The organism is Streptomyces pseudovenezuelae, assembly GCF_001513955.1.
Lineage (GTDB): Bacteria > Actinomycetota > Actinomycetes > Streptomycetales > Streptomycetaceae > Streptomyces > Streptomyces pseudovenezuelae.
On sequence record NZ_KQ948145.1, the window covers coordinates 130,851 to 152,186 of the forward strand.

Consider the following 21,336-nt stretch of genomic DNA (forward strand, 5'->3'; position numbering starts at 1 on the left):
CTAAAGGTGGACTACTCGGGGGTCTCGTCCAGCGCGTGGCCGACGAGGGACAGCAGGGTCTCGATGACCGAGATCTTCCGCCGCGCGTCCATGATCATGACAGGTATGCGCCGGGGAACACTGAGCGCCTCCCGCACGTCCTCCGGCTCGAACAGCTCGCTGTCGTCGAAGTGGTTGACCGCGACGACGTACGGCAGTCCGCAGCTCTCGAAGTAGTCGAGGGCGGGGAAGGAGTCCTTGAGGCGGCGGGTGTCGGCCAGGACGACGGCGCCTATCGCGCCCCGCACCAGGTCGTCCCACATGAACCAGAACCGCTCCTGGCCCGGCGTGCCGAACAGGTACAGGACCAGGTCGTCGTCGAGCGTGATGCGGCCGTAGTCCATGGCCACGGTGGTGGTGACCTTCTCCGGGGTGCCGGAGAGGTCGTCGACCTGCTCGCTGGCCTCGGTCATCAGCGCCTCCGTCTGGAGGGGCTCGATCTCCGAGACGGTGCCGACCAGGGTGGTCTTGCCGACGCCGAAGCCGCCGGCCACGACTATCTTCGTGGCGATGGGGGCCCGGGTGCGGTCCGTCTGCCAGGACCTGAGGTCGTCGTCGGTCTCGACATCGACGAACGGGGTGACGCCGTACCCATGGGAGGCGGCGGCGTCAGAGACGACGGAGTCCACTGAGCACCCTTTCCAGCAGAGCGCGGTCGGGACGGCCCGTACCGTGACCGGTCCCGGTGCCGTACACACGGATCTTTCCCTGGTCCGCGAGGTCGCTGAGGAGCACCCGGACCACGCCGAGCGGCATCTTCAGCAGCGCGGCGATCTCGGCCACCGTGCGCATCCGGCGGCACAGTTCGACGATGGCCCGCAGCTCCGGCATGACCGACCGCAGCGAGCCGTTGGTCAACTCCTTGCGCTCCTCCGGTGCTTCGAGCGCCGCCGTGCTCGCCACGAAGGTCTCCACGAGGAGGACGTGGCCGAAGCGGGTCCGGCCGCCGGTGAGCGAGTACGGCCGCACCCGGGCGGCCTTGCGGTCGCCGCCGCGGACCGGGAGGCCCGCCTTGTCCGTCATCGGGCGCTCCCTGTCTCGTCGTGCTCCAGCGACTGGCGCAGCTCGCTGCGGAGTTCGGGGGTCAGGACGTGTCCCGCGCGGCCGACGAACAGCGCCATGTGATACGCGACGACGCTCATGTCGCAGGTGGCGGAGCCGTGCACACCGAGCAGCGAACCGTCGCTGATCGACATCACGAACAGGCTGCCCTCGTCCATCGCGATCATGGTGTGTTTGGTCGTGCCGAAGTCCATGAGCTTCGCGGCGCCGAGGGTGAGGCTGCCGATGCCGGACACGATGGTCGCGAGGTCGGCGGAGGAGCCTCGCGGGCCGGAGGGTTTGCCCTCGCGGGCCTCGCGCGCCTCCGCGTTCCGCTCGGCGTCGGAGGAGAGCAGGAGCAGGCCGTCGGAGGAGACGACGGCGACGGACTGGACGCCGGGAACCTCCTCCACGAGGTTGGTCAGCAGGAAGTGGAGATTGCGGGCTTCACGACTCAGTCCGAAGGTACTGGGCGCGGTCAACTGCTTGCCTCCTCGGCTGTGCCCCCCGTGGCTTCTTCGGATGCGGTGCGTTGTGTGCGGTGTTCTGCGGTGGGCAGTTCGGTCTCGCCGGTCTGTTCCTTGATCTCCGCCTCCACGTCGCGGTAGCCGGCCTCCGCCCCCCGGCGGAAGCCGCCGAGCCTGCGGCGGAGTGCGTCGGCGTCCACGGACGCGTTGCGCCGGCGTGGGGCCGGGGCGGTGGGCGCGGTGATCTTGGGCGTGCGCTTGGGGAGGCCCTTGTCGGTGACGGGCTCCTCGTCGGCGCGGGTGTGTTCGGCCTCGGCCTCGCCGTCGGCGGCGGGTTCGGGTGCCGACGGCTCGTCGGGCACGGGGTCCGGCCGCACCGCGTCGGGCTCGTCCTGGGCCGGGATCGGGGCCAGGAGTTCCATCGTCGTCTCGGCGGGGGACTCCGCCTCCGCGTGGCGTACGGCCTTCTCGGCCAGGGCCACCAGGACGTCCTCACCCTGCGCACGGCCGCTCAGGACGTTGGAGTTGACCTCCGCGTCCGCGCCGGGCAGGGAGAAGGAGTGGGTCGCGGCGGTGACCGGGCCGGCGTCGGCTGCCGGTACGGCGGACGTGGGCGCGCCGGTGAGCAGCGGTTTGGGCAGGACCACCACCGCGGCCACACCCCCCTGCTTCTGCTCGCGCAGCTGCACCCGGACCCCGTGCCGGTGGGCGAGGCGGCCCACCACGTACAGGCCGAGGCCCAGGCCCTCGTCGCCCTCGTCGTACGACTCGTAGGCGGCCTCGGGATCGAACTCGGCGAGGCGGGCGTTGAGGGTGGTCATCCGCTCGGCGGTCATGCCGATGCCCTCGTCCTGGACGGAGAGCATGACCTCGCCGCTCTCCAGGAGCCAGCCGGAGACCTCGACGGGCAGGTCGGGCGGGGAGAACGAGGTGGCGTTCTCCATCAGTTCGGCCAGCAGATGCGAGAGGTCGTCCGCGGCGAAGCCCGCCACGTGGGCGTGCGGCGGCAGGGCGGCGATACGGACGCGCTCGTAGCGCTCGATCTCGCTGACGGCGGCGCGGACCACGTCGACGAGCGGGACCGGCCCGGCGCTCTGCTGCACGTGTTCCGTGCCGGCCAGGACGAGGAGGTTCTCGCTGTGGCGGCGCATGACCGTGGCGAAGTGGTCGAGCTTGAACAGGGTCGCCAGGCGCTCCGGGTCCTGCTCGCGTTCCTCCAGTCCCTCGATGACGGCGAGTTGCCGCTCGACGAGGCCGAGGGTGCGCAGCGCCAGATTGACGAAGGTGGCCCCGATGGTGGTGCGCAGCCGGGCCAACTGGGCTGCGGAGTCGGCGAGTTCGCTCTTGAGCTGCTCGCGGGCGTCCGCCATCCTCTGCCGCTGGCCGACCAGGTGCTTGCGGTCGGACTCCAGGGTGGTGATCCGCTCGGCGAGCGCGACGGCGTGCGCGTGCAGGGCGTTGACGGAGCGGACGACCTGGGCGAACTCGTCGTTGCGCCCGGTGAAGGAGACGGCTTCCTCGGCGGCGGGGTCCTCGGCGCCGGCCAGCCGGGCGGAGCCGCGGCGCAGCACCGAGAGGGGCCGGGTGAGGGTGCGGGCCATGCCGGTCGCGATGCCCACGGCCAGCAGCATCAGGGCGCCGAGGATCGCGACCCGCAGCTCCAGTGCGGTGACGTCGTCGTCGCGCAGCTGGGCGAGCTCCTTGACCCGGCGGTCGAAGAGCGCGGACTCGGCGCCGCGCATGAGGTCGACGCGGGCGGAGAGGGCCGCGTCGAGCTTGCCCGTGCTGGTGCCCAGCTCACCGTCGGTGAGAGAGGGCTGGTCGGTGAGGGCGGCGAGGTACTTCTCGGCGGAATTGACCTCGGGGCCGGTGACCGTGGAGTCGTAGCGCGCCTTGGCGGCGGCCGGCGCGGAGTCCTGGAAGTCGGCGAGGGCCGCGTCGGAACGCAGCCGGGCCTGCTGGGCCGCGGCGCTGAGCGCGTCACGCTGCGCGGCATCGGCCTTCGAGGAGACCTTCTCGCTGTTCGTCAGGCCGGTGATCGGGTCGTAGACGCTCTGGGTCCTCGTCGGCACGCTGAGCGCCGCGAGCAGCAGTCCGCGGGCGGCGGCGGCCTGCTGTACGGCGGAGTCCAGCTCGGCGAGGGAGTAGGCGCCGGAGCCCGCGCGGGGCGGCATCCTCTCGGCCAGTTCCTCGGCGAGGTTGTGCAGTTCGGTGATGGCGGCGGAGTAGGCGTTGTGCGTCTCGAGCGCGGTGGTCCTGCCGGTGAGCGCCGAACGCCGTACGGCGGCGATGCCGTCGAGGTCGTCGCGCAGGGTCGTGGACAGGTCGCTGTCGGCGCGCAGTTCCTCGGCCTGGCGGTCGACGCGGGCGCTCGACTGCTCGCCGGGCACCTTCGACCGGGGCCGACCGGCCGCGATGTAGGAGGTGACCTCGTCGCGTTCGTCGGCGAGCGCGTGGGCGAGGTCGAGGGCGTCCTGGGTCTGCCCGGCGAGCGTCACCAGGTCCTGGGAGTCGTTGAGTTCGCCGGAGGCGGAGACGAGCGAGGGGGCGCCGGCCCCGGCGATCGCGGCGGCCACGACGGCGACGGCGAGAATCAGCCGGGTGCGCACGTGGGTGGGGCGGCCCTTGCCGACAGGAGTCCCGGGGTCGCCGGGCGTGGCGGGTGTGTGCTCCGCGCCTGTTCCGGAGGCCGTCTGCTTGCCTGTGCGACGAGGCCGCGTCTTCTGCACCGCTGCTCGCATTCCTGAACTCGTGATACCCATGGTCCCGGGGTGACGCTCCGTCAACTGGTGTGCACACCGGGGTACGGTTCCCGACCCTCCCAGCGCCGGTGGGCGGTGGTCGCGCATCGCCTGAGCCGCCACCCGAAGGAGTGAACCCCGGAGGGGAGTTGGCGGGCAAGTTCCTGCGGCACGCGCACGAGCCCTGCGCGGCAGGCCGGTTGGACGTCGGCGAAGACCGATGGCAGTATTCGCCACCACGCGCGACCGGAGTCAGCCATTCCCTCCCAAACCTGGCGTCTGACCTGCGCGACTACGTCAATTCCGCGATCATTGCCACCCTTTGGCGAAGCTTGTGAAGGGCTCGTGCAGACTGGCCGAATGCGTACGGAACTTGTCTCGGAACCCGGCGATGTCCAGCGGCCCAACGAGGACTTCGCGAGTGTCGCGCTCCCCGCTTCCGGACAGGGCGGCGTCCTGGTCGCCCTCGACGGGGTCACGCCGCCCACCGGTCCGACGGGCTGTCTGCATTCCGTCCCCTGGTTCACGGCCCGCCTCGGCGGGGCGCTGACCGAACTGGCCGTTTCGCTCATGGATGTTCCGCCGGCCGAGGTGCTGGCCATGGCGATCGCGCGCACAGCAAAGACACATGGTGAAGGTTGTGACCTTTCTCACCCGCGTACACCGCAGGCAACGGTGGTGATGGCGCGGTGGTCCCCGGAGCGGGTCGAGTACCTGGTCCTGTCCGACTCGGCCCTGCTGGTGGAGGCGTCCGACGGCACGGTCTCGGCCGTGCTGGACGACCGCCTCGCCCGGTTGCCCCGCGCCTCCCTGGCGACGGACGCGCTGATCGACAGCCGCCTCCGCAACAAGGAGGGCGGCTTCTTCACCGCGGCGGCCGATCCGTCGGTGGCGGGGCGCGCGGTGACGGGCGTGCTGCCGCGGTCGTCGGTGCGCGGTCTGCTGGCCCTGACGGACGGGGCGTCCCGGTGGGTGGAGAAGTTCCACGAGGGCGACTGGCCGGACTGCCTCTCCTTCGTCCGGAAGAACGGCGCCCAGTCCCTCGTGAACCGCGTCCGGGAACTGGAGCGGGCGGACGCGGAGCCCCGAACCCATCTGGGCCGCAGCAAGCTCCACGATGACGCGACGGTGGTGTACGCGGAGCTGTGAGGGTGGGGGCGGGGCTGCGCTGCGGGAATCGTGACGCCGCTTGGTCCCCACGGGGGGGTGGCGACCGCCGGGTGCGGGGCCGCACTGCGGGAATCCTGACCACGCCCGGTCCCCACAAGGGCTGAGGGCCGGAGGCGGGGCGACACCTCGGGCATCCTGACCACGCCTGGCCCGCACGAGGGATCGGCGTCGAGGGCGGGGCTGCACCGCGGGAATCCTGACCACGCCCGGTCCCCACATGGGCTGGGGCCCAGCCATGACCGGTTCGGGCCAAGCCGTGGACGTCCATTGCAGCGACTGCCCTGCCCGCGGCAACAGTCACGACGACTCACGGCCCGACCAGCCACGGGCTCCGCGCCGAGCCGTGAGCACCGACGGACACAGCCACCTGAGCGACGCGAGACGGCAATTGGGTGAGCGGTGCGGGCGCCTGGACGACACCGATCCGCACGCGAGCCCACAGACCCACCGACCAGCGGCTCCCTCCGAACCATGAACACCCAGGAAACACGGACCCCCAGCGGCCCGAGACGACCGGGCGAGCAGCACGGCGCCCAGACGACAATGACCAGCACACCAGCCCACGGACCCAACAACCACCGGCTCACCCTCAGGGACACAGTCCCCGAACGGCGCGAGGCGGCCACCAGGCGAGCAGCACGGGCACCCTGACCGCACCGATCCGCACACCAGCTCACGGACCGCCCGGCTACCGGATCACTGCTTGCCGTGAACGGGCAAGGGGACCGGGAGGCGCGCCCGCGCAATGTGGTCGACGGCGTCGCCCAGGGATCGGCACGACGGGGGAGCTCGGCGAGGGCGAGCGCCCGCCTGGCGCACTCAGCGGCGACCTGGCCCACCACGACCTACGCCCGGAAGGCCCCGTAGGCGAGACACCACCGACCGGTGGTCACCGGCACGACAAGGGCCGTCCGGAACGGACTCTGACCCGGCGTGCTCGACAGCGCCGCCCCCGGCCACCATCACCGCGCCAGGCGCCCGCTCGAAGCGCACCGCCCTCGGCGCACTCGGCGAAACCGACCCGCCACGACCACGACGACCACCCGGCCGGAGCAGGCACCCATCCCCCGTCTACTCGACCGCACCCACACCCCAGTCACGCCGGACACCCGCCCGCAGGCCACATCCCACCTGCCCGCACCACACCCCTACCCACGCCCCGCCACCCGCCCGGCCGAAGCAACGCCCCGCCGCCCCGCTCCGCGGCATCACGCCGCACCGGTGCAGCGAGGGCCCGCCCGGGGCGCAGAGGCGGGCTACTTCTCCATGCCCCGGTTCAGCTGGTGCAGCAGCCGGGCCAGTTCGGTGACCTCGTCCGGGTTCCAGTGCGCCAGTCGGCCCGCGTACCGGGCCCGGCGGGCGTCGCGGACCCTCTGTACGCGGGAGCGGCCCTCCTCCGTGAGGTCCACCAGCCAGGCACGGCCGTCCGCCGGGTCGGGTTCACGGGCGACCAGGCCCAGGTCCTCCAGAGCGCGCAGCTGTCGGGACATCGTGGCCTTGCCGACGCCGATGTAGCCGGCCAGTTCGGTGGCGCGCTGGCGGCCGCATTCATCCAGACGGACGAGCAGTCCGTAAGCCGCCGACTCCAGGTCGGGATGGACCTCGCGGGCCATCTCCCCCTGGTTGGCCCGGGCGCGGCGCAGCAGGACGGTCAACTCGCGCTCCAGCGCCAGGAATCCGGGCTGGTTCACACCGTTCGGCGCCACGTCGGCCCCGCCCCGGCCACCGCCGCCGTCTCCGTCTTCGTGCACGTCAGCCCCTGCCTTGAATTTCCCGGTCGTGGGAGTTTCCGCCAAATTGCGACATCACCGCAGCTCCGTAAGTATTTCGCAGGGCTGGACCAATGGCAGCCTCCGGTCCCTCTCCACCCCGTCGTCCCCGTACACAGTCCTCACCGAGCGGTGACTGGCATGCCCACGTCAGCACCGCACGACACGCTCCACTCCCCCACCTCACTCCCCCACCGAGCATCACCGAGCCCTCGGAGGCACGCCATGCCCGTGCGCAGACCCGGACCGATACGTCCCCGACGCCTCTTCCTCGTCGGACTCCTGCTCACCGCGTTCGCCCTGCTCCCCGCATCCCTCACGGCCCCCGCCTCCGCCGCCGAAGCCCCCGAGGCCGGCGCCACCACCACCGCCACCCCGGCCCGCGGCTCCGCCCACATGGGAATGGGCGTCGTAGCGCATGACGGCCAGGACGGTCTGCCCGCCGACACCCGTGCCACCCGGGCGGAGGGCGTCGACGTCGCCAGCTATCAGGGCAACGTCGCCTGGCCGACCCTGTGGAACAGCGGCGTCCGGTGGGCGTACACCAAGGCGAGTGAGGGGACGTACTACACCAATCCCTACTTCGCGCAGCAGTACTCCGGTTCCTACGACGTGGGGATGATCCGCGGGGCCTACCACTTCGCCACCCCGGACACCACGAGCGGCGCCACGCAGGCCGACTACTTCGTCGACCACGGCGGCGACTGGTCCAAGGACGGCAGGACCCTGCCCGGCGTGCTCGACATCGAGTGGAACCCGTACGGCGACGCCTGCTTCGACAAGACGCCGAGCGCGATGGTCACCTGGATCCGCGACTTCCTGAACCAGTACAGGGCCCGCACCGGCCGGCACGCGGTCATCTACACCGCCACCAGCTGGTGGAGCCAGTGCACCGGCAACTACGGCGGCTTCGCCTCCGCCAACCCGCTGTGGATCGCCCGGTACGCCTCGACGGCCGGCACCCTCCCGGCCGGCTGGAGCGCGTACACCATGTGGCAGTACACCTCCTCCGGCCCGACCGTCGGCGACCACGACCGCTTCGACGGAGCGCTCGACCGGGTGCAGGCGCTCGCCAACGGCTGACCCGCCCCGCGTACGGCGAAGGCCCGGGCCTCCCTCACGAGAACCCGGGCCTTCACTTCATCCGGCAGCGCCCGTCACGCCGCCACCGGAACCTCCGGCGCCGCCCCGTTGACGGCCGGGGACAGCGCCAGCTCCAGGACCTGGCGGACGTCGGTGACGGCGTGGACGTCGAGCTTGTCCAGCACCTCCGCCGGGACGTCGTCCAGGTCGGCCTCGTTGCGCTTGGGGATGATGACGGTGCTCACCCCGGCGCGGTGCGCGGCGAGCAGCTTCTGCTTCACCCCGCCGATCGGCAGGACCCGGCCGGTCAGCGAGACCTCACCGGTCATGGCCACGTCCGTGCGGACCAGGCGGCCGGAGAGCAGCGAGGCCAGTGCCGTCGTCATGGTGACGCCCGCGCTCGGACCGTCCTTCGGCACCGCGCCCGCCGGGAAGTGGATGTGCACGCCCCGGTCCTTCAGGTCGCCCACCGGCAGTTCGAGCTCCGCGCCGTGCGAGCGGAGGAAGCTGAGCGCGATCTGCGCGCTCTCCTTCATCACGTCACCCAGCTGGCCGGTCAGCGTCAGACCCGCCGCGCCCGTCTCCGGGTCGGCCAGCGACGCCTCGACGAAGAGCACGTCCCCGCCCGCTCCGGTGACCGCGAGTCCGGTGGCGACGCCGGGGACCGCCGTACGGCGCTCCGCGGGGTCCTGCGCCGACTCGGGCACGTGGTGCGGGCGGCCGATCAGACCGCGCAGTTCCTCGTCCGTGACCGTGAACGGCAGTTCGCGCTCACCGAGTTCGTGCTGGGCCGCCACCTTGCGCAGCAGCCTCGCGACGGACCGCTCCAGGGTGCGCACGCCCGCCTCGCGGGTGTACTCGCCGGCGAGCTTGCGCAGCGCGCTCTCGTCGATGACGACCTCGTCCTTCGCCAGTCCCGCCCGCTCCAGCTGGCGCGGGAGCAGGTGGTCACGGGCGATGACGATCTTCTCGTCCTCGGTGTAGCCGTCGAGGCGGACCAGCTCCATACGGTCGAGCAGGGCCTCCGGGATGGCCTCCAGGACGTTCGCCGTCGCGAGGAACACCACGTCGGACAGGTCGAGTTCGACCTCCAGGTAGTGGTCGCGGAAGGTGTGGTTCTGCGCCGGGTCGAGGACTTCGAGGAGGGCGGCCGCGGGGTCGCCGCGGAAGTCGGAGCCCACCTTGTCGATCTCGTCGAGCAGGACGACCGGGTTCATCGAACCGGCCTCCTTGATCGCCCGCACGATCCGGCCGGGCAGCGCGCCGACGTACGTCCGCCGGTGGCCCCGGATCTCCGCCTCGTCGCGCACACCGCCGAGGGCGACGCGGACGAACTTGCGGCCCATGGCGTGCGCGACACTCTCGCCGAGACTCGTCTTTCCGACCCCTGGAGGCCCTACGAGGGCGAGCACGGCACCGCCGCGGCGGCCGCCGACGACCCCGAGTCCCCGGTCGTTGCGGCGCTTGCGCACCGCCAGGTATTCGGTGATCCGCTCCTTCACGTCCTCCAGGCCCGCGTGCTCGGCGTCGAGGATCGCCTTGGCGCCCTGGATGTCGTACGCGTCCTCGGTCCGTTCGTTCCACGGCAGTTCGAGGACGGTGTCCAGCCAGGTGCGGATCCAGGAGCCCTCCGGGGACTGGTCGGAGGACCGCTCCAGCTTGTCGACCTCTTTGAGGGCGGCTTCCCGCACCTTCTCGGGCAGGTCGGCGGCCTCCATGCGGGCGCGGTAGTCGTCGGACTCCTCACCCTCCTGCTCGCCGTTGAGGTCGCGCAGTTCCTTGCGTACGGCCTCCAGCTGACGGCGGAGCAGGAACTCCCGCTGCTGCTTGTCGACGCCCTCCTGGACGTCCTTCGCGATGGTCTCGGCGACGTCCTGCTCGGCGAGGTGGTCGCGCAGCTGCTGGGTGGCGAGCTTGAGGCGGGCGATCGGGTCGGCCGTCTCCAGCAGTTCGACCTTCTGCTCGGTGGTCAGGAAGGGCGAGTAACCGGAGTTGTCGGCGAGGGCGGACACGTCGTCGATGGCCTGCACCCGGTCCACGACCTGCCAGGCTCCGCGCTTGCGCAGCCAGGCGGTGGCGAGTGCCTTGTACTCCTTGACGAGTTCGGTCGCGTGGCCGGGCAGCGGGTCGGGGACGGTCTGGTCGACCGTGGTCCCCTCGACCCACAGGGCGGCGCCCGGGCCGGTGGTCCCCGCACCGATCTTCACCCTGCTCCGGCCGCGGATGAGCGCGCCCGGGTCGCCGTCGGCCAGCCGGCCGACCTGCTCGACGGTGCCGAGCACACCGGTGCCGGCGTACGTGCCGTCGATGCGCGGGACCAGGAGGACCTTCGGCTTTCCGGGTTCCGAGCGGGCGGCAGCCTGGGCGGCCTCCACCGCGGCGCGGACGTCGGCGTCGTTCAGGTCCAGCGGGACCACCATTCCGGGCAGCACGACCTCGTCGTCGAGCGGCAGCACAGGCAGAGTGAGCGGTGTGGACGTCGAAGCCATGATCTCCCCTTCGGCAGTCAAGTTGAGCTATGCCGACTCAATGCCCAGGCGCTGTCGAATGTTCCCCACCCGCTTGCCTGTTCGCTGTCGGCGATCACGACTGCCGGAATCGACGGTTCCGGATCTATGATCATCGCGTAATAGGCACATTGGGTAAACAGTCATTACAAGCGGTCATTGCGAGCGGTCAATGCGAGCGGCCAATGCGAGCGGCCATCGCCGGATCAGCGCTGGGGGAGTCATGGACCGAGTCGTGCAGGCGTGGGTGACCGGCTGGGTGGTGTCCCGCGGGGCCGCCCCGCCGGAGCGTCAGCCGTGGGGGTTCACCGTCGACGTGGGGCAGATCGCTCACGTCTCCCGGCATGTCTTCGAGGCGCTGGGCGAGGGCGTGGACGAGCAGCTCGTGCGCAAGGTCGCGGGCGGGGTGACCGGCGCCGGGGTGTGGCTCAAGGTGTTCCACGACCCGGAGGTTGTCGGAGGCTGGCTCGGCGAGGGCTGGTGGGTGGATCCCGAGCCGGGATACCTGATGACGGTCCCGCTGGCCGGAGCGGAGAGCGGACGTACGCACGTCCCCGAGGGCTACCGCAAGCGCGTCTGGTCCGTCGGCGGTGTCACGCGCATGCTCCTCACCGCCCCCGACGGCTCCCTCGCCGCGCGCGGCCAGACCGCCCCTACCGGCGCGACCGCCGTCTTCGACCAGATCGAGACGGCGCCCGCCCATCGGCGGATGGGCCTGGGCAGCATCGTCATGCACACGCTCCAGGCCGAGGCGGCCGCCTCGGGGGCGGAGACCGGCGTCCTCGCCGGAACTCCGGCGGGGCGGGCCCTGTACGAGGCTCTGGGCTGGCATGTGAACGCTCCGCTCACCAGTGCGAAGTTCGTGGGTCGGGACGCCGGGTGACCGTCCGTCGCGGTTTCGCGAGCGAAACCCGCAGGCGCCCCGGCAGGGGCTCTGTCATAGCGCCGGTGATCGACCCGATACCTCTGGTCGCCGCCGGCCCTACGGCGGACAACGCCCAGCCGGCACCGGGTCTTCCCGACGGCCCGGCTCTGGGCCGCAGGGTCTTCCCGACGGCCCGGCACGATCAGCACCTCCACGCGCGCGCGGGGCGACGACGACCGAGAAGACCAGGGGAACGAACACCCATGACCACCACGGACACAGCACCCCTCCTCTCCGCCTACGACGACCAGATGCGCGGCGCTCCCCCGACCCCGCCCACGGGGGTGACCTACGAGCAGGACGGACCGCTGTTGCGGATCGTCGGGCAGTTCCGCGGGCTGGTGAGCGGGCCGCGCGACCTCGGCGTGGAGGGCGCCGCGCTCGACGAACTCATCGCGCGGCAACGGGACTTCTTCGCGGCGCGCGGGGAGGCCGTCGAGTGGAAGACCCGCTCCCACGACACCCCGGCCGATCTCACCGAACGACTCGGCGCGGCCGGTTTCGTGCCCGAGGAGCGGGAGACGGTACTGGTCGGCCGGGCCGCCGAGATGGCCGTGCACGAGCCCGCGCCGCCGGACGGCGTCACCGTGCGCCGGGTCACCGCGGACGCCGACATGCGGCGGATCGCCGCGATGGAGTCGGCGGTGTGGGGCCAGGACTGGACTTGGCTCGCCGACGACCTGATCGGCCGGGTCGCCGCCGCGCCGGACGACATCGCGGTGTACGTCGCCGAGGCGGACGGTGACGTGGTGTGCGCCGCCTGGCTGGCGTTCCGCCCGGGCACGGAGTTCGCGAGCCTGTGGGGCGGTTCCACACTGGCCGAGTGGCGGGGCAGGGGCATCTACCGTGCCCTGGTCGCCGTACGCGCCGCTCTCGCCGTCTCCCGGGGCGTCACCTATCTGCAGGTGGACGCGTCGGACGACAGCGCGCCCATCCTGCGCCGGCTCGGCCTCCACGCGGTGACCACCACCACGCCGTACGTCTGGACACCGCCGGCCCCCTGACACGGGACCGCCGGGTCGGCGGTGGCCTAGCCGGCTGCGACGAGCCGCCGGTGCCGGCGCCGCACCAGCGGCCAGGTCGCGACGCCGATCGCCAGGGCGATCGGATGACCCCAGTCGGTCAGCGGATCGGTGAACGCGATCAGGTCGGTGACCAGCGCCCAGCCGAACAGGGCGAGCAGCGGCCAGCGCAACCACGGGCGCAGCAGCCCCGCCAGCGCGCCGAGGCTCGCGGCCACGCCGAAGCTGACGCCGTAGTCGAGGCGGTGCAGCGAACTGGCGGGCAACTGCCCGGCCAGCACCGCGAGGCCGATGGGGACCTCCGTCGCGAGGGTCGCGCCGATGTGCCCGAGCAGGAAGACACCGGCCGTGCGCACGCCACCGATCCGGCGCTCCAGCGCGGTGAGGACGAACAGCAGGGCGAGGGCGTACGGCGAGAGGATCCCGCCCGCGATCCACAGCGCGCTGGCCACCAGCACCAGGACGGGCGTGCGCAGGAGGTGCGCGACATCGGTGCTGGAGCCCTGGTGCAGGGTGTGCACGACGCCGGGGTCCAGATGCGCGGCGACCAGGGAGACGAGGGCCAGGACAGCGCCGTAGCCGAAGGTGAACGGTGTCCCGGCAGGGGTGGGGAGCAGCCGCAGCAGCCGGGGGAGGCGAAATCCCGTGTCCGGAGCGGCCGTTGCCGGCGGTGTCAGCGGTGCCCCGGGGGCGTTCGCCGCGCCCCGGTCCCGCTGCCGGGGCATCCCGTCGAGCAGCCCGGACGTATCCGCAAAGCAGGTGGCCGGGGCCGGTGCTTCCGGGGCGGGCGCGTCGGAAGGAGCTGGGGGCACGGTCCGTTCCAAGGTGAGCTGCTCCTTCCGTCCCGCCCCACCCTTCGCGCCCCACCCACCCCCTGTCTGTGACCTGCGCCACGCCTGCCCCGATTCACAGGGACTTCTCAAGGACCCCCGGCCCGGGCGCCGCGGCTGCCAGGATGGGCCGGTGCCCACCTCGTACGACATTCCCGAAGTCCTGGACCGTCGCGAGGGCCCGTACGGAGAGGTCGTCCTGCGGCGCCACGGCGGGTTGCTCCAGATCATCGCCAACGGCTGCTTCCTGATGGACACCTCCGACGGACGCTCGGAGCGGATGCTCGTCGACGCCGCGCTCGGCGCGCTCGACGACCGGCCGGGTCCGCACGTCCTCATCGGCGGGCTCGGCGTCGGCTTCTCGCTCGCACACGCGGCCGGAAACCCGCGGTGGGGCCGGATCACGGTCGTCGAGCGGGAACCCGCGATCATCGACTGGCACCGCGCGGGCCCGCTGTCGGCCCTCTCGGCGCGGGCGCTCGCCGATCCCCGGACGAACATTGTGGAAACGGATCTAGTCGGATTCGTCAATGAGACATGCGCCACTTTTGACGCGCTGTGCCTCGACATCGACAACGGACCCGACTGGACGGTCACGGACGGCAACCACGGCCTCTACGCGCGTACCGGACTCACAAGCTGCGCAAGGGTGTTGAAGCCGGGCGGTGTCCTGGCCGTGTGGTCGGCGAGACCCTCTGCGGAATTTGAGCAATCCCTAGCAAATGCCGGGTTCCAGCAGGTACGTACCGAGGAGATCCCCGTTGCCCGGGGCGTACCGGACGTCGTGCACCTTGCCGTCCGACCTGGATAGCAAAGGGGTGATGACTCCCCGTACTCTGCTTCCCTACGCCGATCATTCAAGCGTCAATCGCAGTCATGCGCAGACAAGGAATCACCCCACATGGTTCCGGAAAGCACTCCCCAGGGGCGGGCGATGGAGCAGACACACACCTCCCACAACGGTTCGACGGCCACCCCCGGCGCTCAGCGCCGGGTCCTGGTCGTCGAGGACGATCCGACGATCGTCGACGCCATCGCGACCCGCCTGCGCGCCGAGGGATTCCTCGTGCAAACGGCGGTCGACGGTCCGTCCGCGGTCGACACGGCCGAGGCCTGGCAGCCGGACCTGCTGATCCTCGACATCATGCTGCCCGGCTTCGACGGTCTGGAGGTCTGCCGCCGTGTGCAGGCCGCCCGTCCGGTGCCGGTGATGATGCTCACCGCGCGGGACGACGAGACCGACATGCTGGTCGGGCTCGGCGTCGGCGCCGACGACTACATGACCAAGCCGTTCTCGATGCGCGAGCTGGCCGCGCGCGTGCACGTCCTGCTGCGGCGGGTCGAGCGGGCCGCCCTGGCCGCCGCGACGCCCAGAAGCGGCATCCTGCGGCTCGGCGAGCTGGAGATCGACCACGCGCAGCGCCGGGTACGGGTGCGGAGCGAGGACGTCCACCTCACTCCGACCGAGTTCGACCTGCTCGTGTGCCTGGCGAACACCCCGCGCGCGGTGCTCTCCCGTGAGCAGCTGCTGGCCGAGGTGTGGGACTGGGCGGACGCCTCCGGCACCCGCACGGTCGACAGCCACATCAAGGCACTGCGCCGGAAGATCGGTGCCGAGCGGATCCGCACGGTGCACGGCGTGGGCTACGCCCTGGAGACGCCGACGCCATGAGCGAGGGTGCGGCCGGCCGGAGAAGCCCCAAGGAACCCTGGGGTGGCGTGAGCCCGTTCTCGATCAAGACGAAGCTGGGTGTCCTGGTCGTCATCGCGGTCCTCATCACCACCGGGCTGATGATGATCGCGATGCGCACGGCGACCGAGCTGCGCTTCATCACGGTCTTCTCGATGATCGCCACACTGCTCATTACGCAGTTCGTGGCGCATTCGCTCACCGCGCCCCTGGACGACATGAACGCGGTAGCCCGGTCCATCTCGCACGGCGACTACACCCGCCGGGTCCGCGAGAACCGGCGGGACGAGCTGGGCGACCTGGCCCAGACGATCAACCGCATGGCGGACGACCTGGAGGCCCAGGAACGCCAGCGCAAGGAACTTGTGGCAAATGTCTCCCACGAGCTGCGCACGCCCATCGCGGGCCTGCGTGCCGTGCTGGAGAACATCGTCGACGGGGTCACCCAGGCGGACCCCGAGACCATGCGCACGGCCCTGAAGCAGACCGAGCGGCTCGGCCGGCTGGTGGAGACGCTGCTGGACCTGTCCCGCCTCGACAACGGCGTCGTACCGCTGAAGAAGCGCCGGTTCGAGGTGTGGCCGTATCTCTCGGGCGTGCTGAAGGAGGCCAACATGGTCGCCACGGCACGCGCGGGCATCGCCTCCGGATCCGGCAGCCACACCCGCAACGACGTCCATCTGCACCTCGACGTGTCGCCGCCGGAGCTGACCGCGCACGCCGATCCCGAGCGCATCCACCAGGTCGTGGCCAACCTGATCGACAACGCGGTCAAGCACAGCCCGGCGCACGGACGGGTGACGGTCAAGGCGCGGCGCGGGGCGCTGCCCGAGTCGCTCGAACTGGAGGTCCTCGACGAGGGCCCCGGCATTCCGCGCTCGGAGTGGCATCGCGTCTTCGAGCGGTTCAACCGCGGTCAGGTCATGCGGCCGCACGGTCCGGGCAGTGACGGCGGCACCGGGCTCGGGCTGGCGATCGCCCGCTGGGCGGTGGATCTGCACGGCGGCCGGATCGGAGTGGCCGAATCCGAGCGGGGCTGCAGGATTCTTGTCACCCTTCCGGGACTTCCCTCTCTGCCAAGTTGACGTAAAGTTCGAAGCGGAGCCGCAAGATCCATCTGTGTCCGGCACTGACGGACACGTGTGATCAGGCAGAGGGCCGCGCCGCAGTCGCGCAGGGCCCCGCTCGGCGCTTGCCTCGTGCGGATTCACGTACCGGAACCACGCTTGTTTCCCGCCATTTCAACCCCCGAAACTCGCTGTTTGATGTGACTTACACGACGATGGACCGGCCCGGCCTGACCTTCACCGTCTTGGGGGCGTAGCCTTTATTCCCGCTGTCCATCACCTTGTGAGAAGCGGAAGAGGGCGGTTGCCGCCGTGTCGCCACAGTCCCCCAGTAACTCGAGCATCTCGACCGACGCAGACCAAGCGGGCAAGAATCCCGCTGCCGCGTTCGGCCCGAACGAGTGGCTCGTCGACGAGATCTATCAGCAGTACCTCCAGGACCCGAATTCGGTAGACCGTGCCTGGTGGGACTTCTTCGCCGACTACAAGTCGGGGGCCGCCGCTCCGGCTGCGGCGGGTACCGCGGCCGCGGGGGCCGCGGAGACCACCACAGCTCCGGCTGCCGCCGCGGCGCCCAGCGCCCCGGCCCAGGCTCCCGCCCCGGCCCCGGCCGCTGCTCCGGCCGCGAAGCCCGCCGCCGCGGCCCCGGCCAAGGCCGCTCCGGCTCAGGCCGCTCCGGCCGCCAAGCCGGCTGCCGCGAAGCCCGCCGCCAAGACGGCCGCCGAGGGTGCCTCCGCGGAGGGCCCCGAGCTGGTGACCCTGCGCGGCCCCGCCGCCGCGGTCGCGAAGAACATGAACGCCTCCCTGGAGCTGCCCACGGCCACGTCCGTGCGCGCGGTCCCGGTGAAGCTGCTCTTCGACAACCGCATCGTCATCAACAACCACCTCAAGCGCGCCCGCGGCGGGAAGATCTCCTTCACGCACCTCATCGGGTACGCGATGGTGCAGGCCATCAAGGCCATGCCGTCGATGAACTGGCACTACGCGGAGAAGGACGGGAAGCCCACCCTCGTCAAGCCGCAGCACGTCAACTTCGGCCTCGCCATCGACCTGGTGAAGCCCAACGGCGACCGCCAGCTGGTCGTCGCGGGCATCAAGAAGGCCGAGACGCTGAACTTCTTCGAGTTCTGGCAGGCCTACGAGGACATCGTCCGCCGCGCCCGTGACGGCAAGCTGACGATGGACGACTTCTCGGGCGTCACGGTCTCCCTGACGAACCCGGGCGGCCTCGGTACGGTCCACTCGGTCCCGCGCCTGATGCCCGGCCAGTCGGTCATCATGGGCGTCGGCTCCATGGACTACCCGGCGGAGTTCCAGGGCACCTCCCAGGACACCCTGAACAAGCTCGGCATCTCGAAGGTCATGACGCTCACGTCGACCTACGACCACCGGGTCATCCAGGGCGCCGCCTCCGGCGAGTTCCTGCGCGTCGTCGCCAACTACCTCCTCGGCGAGAACGGCTTCTACGACGAGATCTTCGAGGCGCTGCGCATCCCCTACGAGCCGGTCCGCTGGCTCAAGGACATCGACGCCAGCCACGACGACGACGTCACCAAGGCCGCCCGCGTCTTCGAGCTGATCCACTCCTACCGGGTCCGCGGCCACGTCATGGCCGACACCGACCCGCTGGAGTACCGCCAGCGCAAGCACCCCGACCTGGACATCACCGAGCACGGCCTCACCCTGTGGGACCTGGAGCGGGAGTTCGCGGTCGGCGGTTTCGCCGGCAAGTCCCTGATGAAGCTGCGCGACATCCTCGGCGTGCTGCGCGACTCGTACTGCCGCACCACCGGCGTCGAGTTCATGCACATCCAGGACCCGAAGCAGCGCCGGTGGATCCAGGACCGCATCGAGCGCTCGCACACCAAGCCGGAGCGCGAGGAGCAGCTGCGCATCCTGCGCCGCCTGAACGCGGCGGAGGCCTTCGAGACCTTCCTGCAGACGAAGTACGTCGGCCAGAAGCGCTTCTCCCTGGAGGGCGGCGAGTCCGTCATCCCGCTGCTCGACGCGGTCCTCGACTCGGCCGCCGAGTCGCGCCTGGACGAGGTCGTCATCGGCATGGCCCACCGCGGCCGCCTGAACGTCCTGGCGAACATCGTCGGCAAGTCGTACGCGCAGATCTTCCGCGAGTTCGAGGGCAACCTCGACCCGAAGTCGATGCACGGCTCCGGCGACGTCAAGTACCACCTGGGCGCCCAGGGCACCTTCACCGGCCTGGACGGCGAGCAGATCAAGGTCTCGCTGGCCGCGAACCCCTCCCACCTGGAGACGGTCGACCCGGTCATCGAGGGCATCGTCCGCGCCAAGCAGGACATCATCAACAAGGGCGGCACGGACTTCACGGTCCTGCCGGTCGCCCTGCACGGTGACGCGGCCTTCGCGGGCCAGGGCGTGGTGGCCGAGACCCTGAACATGTCGCAGCTGCGGGGTTACCGCACCGGCGGCACGGTCCACATCGTCATCAACAACCAGGTCGGCTTCACGGCGGCGCCCGAGTCCTCGCGCTCCTCCATGTACGCCACCGACGTGGCCCGCATGATCGAGGCCCCGATCTTCCACGTGAACGGCGACGACCCGGAGGCCGTGGTCCGCGTCGCGCGGCTGGCCTTCGAGTTCCGCCAGGCGTTCAACAAGGACGTGGTGATCGACCTCATCTGCTACCGCCGCCGCGGTCACAACGAGTCGGACAACCCGGCCTTCACCCAGCCCCTGATGTACGACCTGATCGACAAGAAGCGCTCGGTGCGCAAGCTGTACACCGAGTCCCTCATCGGTCGCGGCGACATCACCCTGGAAGAGGCCGAGCAGGCGCTGCAGGACTACCAGGGCCAGCTGGAGAAGGTCTTCACCGAGGTCCGCGAGGCCGTCACGGCCCAGCCGGCCGCCGGTCCCGTCTCCGACCCGCAGGCCGAGTTCCCGGTCGCCGTGAACACCGCGATCTCCGCGGAGGTCGTGAAGCGGATCGCCGAGTCCCAGGTCAACATCCCCGACACCTTCCACGTCCACCCGCGTCTGCTGCCGCAGCTGCAGCGCCGGGCGTCGATGGTCGAGGACGGCACGATCGACTGGGGCATGGGCGAGACGCTCGCCGTCGGCTCCCTCCTCCTGGAGGGCACCCCGGTCCGCCTGTCCGGTCAGGACTCCCAGCGCGGCACCTTCGGCCAGCGCCACGCGGTCCTCATCGACCGGGAGACGGGCGAGGAGCACACCCCGCTCCAGTACCTCAACGAGGAGCAGGCCCGCTACAACGTCTACAACTCCCTGCTGTCCGAGTACGCGGTCATGGGCTTCGAGTACGGCTACTCGCTGGCCCGCCCCGACGCGCTCGTGCTCTGGGAGGCGCAGTTCGGTGACTTCGTCAACGGCGCGCAGACGATCGTCGACGAGTACATCTCGGCGGCGGAGCAGAAGTGGGGCCAGACGTCGGGTGTGACGTTGTTGTTGCCGCACGGCTACGAGGGCCAGGGCCCGGACCACTCGTCCGCGCGCGTGGAGCGCTTCCTCCAGCTCTGCGCCCAGAACAACATGACGGTCGCGATGCCGACCCTGCCGTCGAACTACTTCCACCTCCTGCGGTGGCAGGTGCACAACCCGCACCACAAGCCGCTGGTCGTCTTCACCCCGAAGTCGATGCTGCGCCTGAAGGCCGCCGCGTCGAAGACGGAGGAGTTCACGTCGGGCCAGTTCCGCCCGGTCATCGGCGACGCCACGGTGGACGCCGCCGCGGTCCGCAAGGTCGTCTTCGTGGCGGGCAAGCTGTACTACGACCTTGAGGCCGAGCGTCAGAAGCGCGGCATCACGGACACGGCGATCATCCGCATCGAGCGCCTGTACCCGCTGCCGGGCACCGAGCTCCAGGCGGAGATCGCCAAGTACCCGAACGCCGAGAAGTACCTGTGGGCCCAGGAGGAGCCGGCGAACCAGGGCGCGTGGCCCTTCATCGCCCTCAACCTGATCGACCACCTGGACCTGGCGGTCGGCGCGGACATCCCGCACGGCGAACGGCTGCGGCGGATCTCCCGCCCGCACAGCTCCTCCCCGGCCGTCGGTTCCGCCAAGCGGCACCAGGCGGAGCAGGAGCAGCTCGTGCGTGAGGTGTTCGAGGCGTAACCGCTCCGGCGGGCAGTACGTGAGTGACCGGGCCGCACCCCTCTTCGGAGGGGTGCGGCCCGGCCGTTTCGGCGCACTTATCCTTGAGCCATGTACTTCACGGACCGTGGCATCGAGGAATTGGAGAAGCGGCGCGGCGAGGAGGAAGTCACCTTCGAGTGGCTCGCCGAGCAGCTGCGGACGTTCGTGGACCTCAACCCCGACTTCGAGGTGCCGGTGGAGCGACTGGCCACGTGGCTCGCCCGGCTGGACGACGAGGACGACGAGTAAGCCGGACGCATCCCTGTCCGCGGGGCGCCCCTGAGGTGCCCCGCGTTTCGTTTGTGCCGATGCTTCGGGGCTGGGGGTGCGGGTCCGTCGCGGGGGCGTCCGGGGCAGCCGCGGGCGGGGCGGTTGCGGGAGTGCGGGTCCTTCGCGAGGGTACGGGGCGGTCGCGGGAGTGCGGGGCAGCTGCGGGCGTGCAGGCGCGTCACGGGCGTGCGGGACAGCCGCGAGCGCGCGGGCCCGTCACGGGCGTCCCGGACAGCCGCGAGGGTGCAGGCCCATCGCGGGAGCGCGGGACAGCCACAGGTGCGCGGGCCATCGCAGACGTCCGAGCGCAGTCTCAGGCGTGCGGGCCCATCGCGGGAGTGCGGGCCAACCGCGGGCGCACGAGCCCATCGCGGGAGTGCAGGGCAGCCGCGGGCGCGCAGGCCCGTCACGGGAGTCCGGGGCAGCCGCAGGCGTGCGGGAGCCGCTAGCGCGGGCCCATCGCAGACGTCCCGGTCAGTCGCAGCCGCGCCGGGCCCATCGCGGGAGTGCGGGCCAACCGCGGGCGCACGAGCCCATCGCGGGAGTGCAGGGCAGCCGCGGGCGCGCAGGCCCGTCACGGGAGT

The 21,336-nt window shown here is 71.1% G+C and carries 16 protein-coding genes; 9 read left to right on the plus strand and 7 right to left on the minus strand.

Features of this window, described 5'->3' with window-relative positions:
* Positions 1 to 11: 11 nt before the first annotated feature.
* From AQI94_RS07950 to AQI94_RS07965, 4 genes are read right to left on the minus strand one after another with little or no spacing between them, the layout of a single operon-like run.
* On the minus strand, positions 12 to 668 hold the full coding sequence (locus AQI94_RS07950) for a GTP-binding protein (RefSeq protein WP_031038633.1): 657 nt from the start codon (positions 666 to 668) through the stop codon (positions 12 to 14).
* On the minus strand, positions 649 to 1,062 hold the full coding sequence (locus AQI94_RS07955) for a DUF742 domain-containing protein (RefSeq protein WP_031038634.1): 414 nt from the start codon (positions 1,060 to 1,062) through the stop codon (positions 649 to 651). Before AQI94_RS07955 ends, AQI94_RS07950 begins: the two co-directional genes overlap by 20 nt.
* Entirely contained in the window at positions 1,059 to 1,562 is a 504-nt protein-coding gene (locus tag AQI94_RS07960; RefSeq protein ID WP_031038636.1) for a roadblock/LC7 domain-containing protein, read from the minus strand. Before AQI94_RS07960 ends, AQI94_RS07955 begins: the two co-directional genes overlap by 4 nt.
* A complete protein-coding gene (locus AQI94_RS07965; RefSeq protein ID WP_031038638.1) occupies positions 1,559 to 4,276 on the minus strand; it encodes a sensor histidine kinase in 2,718 nt (905 codons plus the stop codon). Before AQI94_RS07965 ends, AQI94_RS07960 begins: the two co-directional genes overlap by 4 nt.
* 372 nt (positions 4,277 to 4,648) lie before the next feature.
* On the opposite strand from AQI94_RS07965, the gene AQI94_RS07970 reads away from it, so the two are divergent.
* Complete coding sequence (locus AQI94_RS07970; RefSeq protein WP_031038640.1) at positions 4,649 to 5,437, plus strand: protein phosphatase 2C domain-containing protein; 789 nt, start codon at positions 4,649 to 4,651, stop codon at positions 5,435 to 5,437.
* 1,277 nt (positions 5,438 to 6,714) lie between these two features.
* Here the strand turns inward: AQI94_RS07970 and AQI94_RS07975 are convergent.
* Positions 6,715 to 7,209: a MarR family winged helix-turn-helix transcriptional regulator gene (locus tag AQI94_RS07975; RefSeq protein ID WP_031038643.1), complete on the minus strand. Its 495-nt coding sequence runs from the start codon at positions 7,207 to 7,209 to the stop codon at positions 6,715 to 6,717.
* 243 nt (positions 7,210 to 7,452) lie between these two features.
* Between AQI94_RS07975 and AQI94_RS07980 the strand changes: the two genes are divergently transcribed.
* On the plus strand, positions 7,453 to 8,310 hold the full coding sequence (locus tag AQI94_RS07980; RefSeq protein ID WP_031038645.1) for a lysozyme: 858 nt from the start codon (positions 7,453 to 7,455) through the stop codon (positions 8,308 to 8,310).
* A gap of 74 nt (positions 8,311 to 8,384) precedes the next feature.
* Here AQI94_RS07980 and lon read toward each other — a convergent pair whose 3' ends face one another.
* On the minus strand, positions 8,385 to 10,799 hold the full coding sequence (gene lon, locus AQI94_RS07985) for an endopeptidase La (RefSeq protein ID WP_031038647.1): 2,415 nt from the start codon (positions 10,797 to 10,799) through the stop codon (positions 8,385 to 8,387).
* A gap of 241 nt (positions 10,800 to 11,040) precedes the next feature.
* Between lon and AQI94_RS07990 the strand changes: the two genes are divergently transcribed.
* Together AQI94_RS07990 and AQI94_RS07995 are read left to right on the plus strand one after the other, a co-directional pair.
* Complete coding sequence (locus tag AQI94_RS07990; RefSeq protein WP_031038650.1) at positions 11,041 to 11,700, plus strand: GNAT family N-acetyltransferase; 660 nt, start codon at positions 11,041 to 11,043, stop codon at positions 11,698 to 11,700.
* Positions 11,701 to 11,945: 245 nt separating this feature from the next.
* On the plus strand, positions 11,946 to 12,746 hold the full coding sequence (locus AQI94_RS07995) for a GNAT family N-acetyltransferase (protein WP_031038653.1): 801 nt from the start codon (positions 11,946 to 11,948) through the stop codon (positions 12,744 to 12,746).
* Between the two features lie 26 nt (positions 12,747 to 12,772).
* On the opposite strand, the gene AQI94_RS08000 is transcribed toward AQI94_RS07995, so the two are convergent.
* Positions 12,773 to 13,576: a rhomboid-like protein gene (locus AQI94_RS08000; RefSeq protein WP_391270151.1), complete on the minus strand. Its 804-nt coding sequence runs from the start codon at positions 13,574 to 13,576 to the stop codon at positions 12,773 to 12,775.
* A 151-nt stretch (positions 13,577 to 13,727) separates the two neighbouring features.
* Here AQI94_RS08000 and AQI94_RS08005 point away from each other — a divergent pair, with 151 nt between their 5' ends.
* From AQI94_RS08005 to AQI94_RS08025, 5 genes are all read left to right on the plus strand, one after another.
* On the plus strand, positions 13,728 to 14,405 hold the full coding sequence (locus AQI94_RS08005; RefSeq protein ID WP_031038658.1) for a spermine/spermidine synthase domain-containing protein: 678 nt from the start codon (positions 13,728 to 13,730) through the stop codon (positions 14,403 to 14,405).
* A gap of 123 nt (positions 14,406 to 14,528) precedes the next feature.
* On the plus strand, positions 14,529 to 15,266 hold the full coding sequence (locus tag AQI94_RS08010) for a response regulator transcription factor (protein WP_031038660.1): 738 nt from the start codon (positions 14,529 to 14,531) through the stop codon (positions 15,264 to 15,266).
* Entirely contained in the window at positions 15,263 to 16,369 is a 1,107-nt protein-coding gene (locus tag AQI94_RS08015) for a HAMP domain-containing sensor histidine kinase (protein ID WP_031038663.1), read from the plus strand. The genes AQI94_RS08010 and AQI94_RS08015 overlap by 4 nt, the downstream gene beginning before the upstream one ends.
* 294 nt (positions 16,370 to 16,663) lie before the next feature.
* Complete coding sequence (locus AQI94_RS08020) at positions 16,664 to 20,461, plus strand: multifunctional oxoglutarate decarboxylase/oxoglutarate dehydrogenase thiamine pyrophosphate-binding subunit/dihydrolipoyllysine-residue succinyltransferase subunit (RefSeq protein ID WP_062229653.1); 3,798 nt, start codon at positions 16,664 to 16,666, stop codon at positions 20,459 to 20,461.
* Positions 20,462 to 20,551: 90 nt separating this feature from the next.
* A complete protein-coding gene (locus AQI94_RS08025) occupies positions 20,552 to 20,731 on the plus strand; it encodes a DUF6104 family protein (protein ID WP_003992906.1) in 180 nt (59 codons plus the stop codon).
* The last annotated feature ends 605 nt before the right edge of the window (positions 20,732 to 21,336 follow it).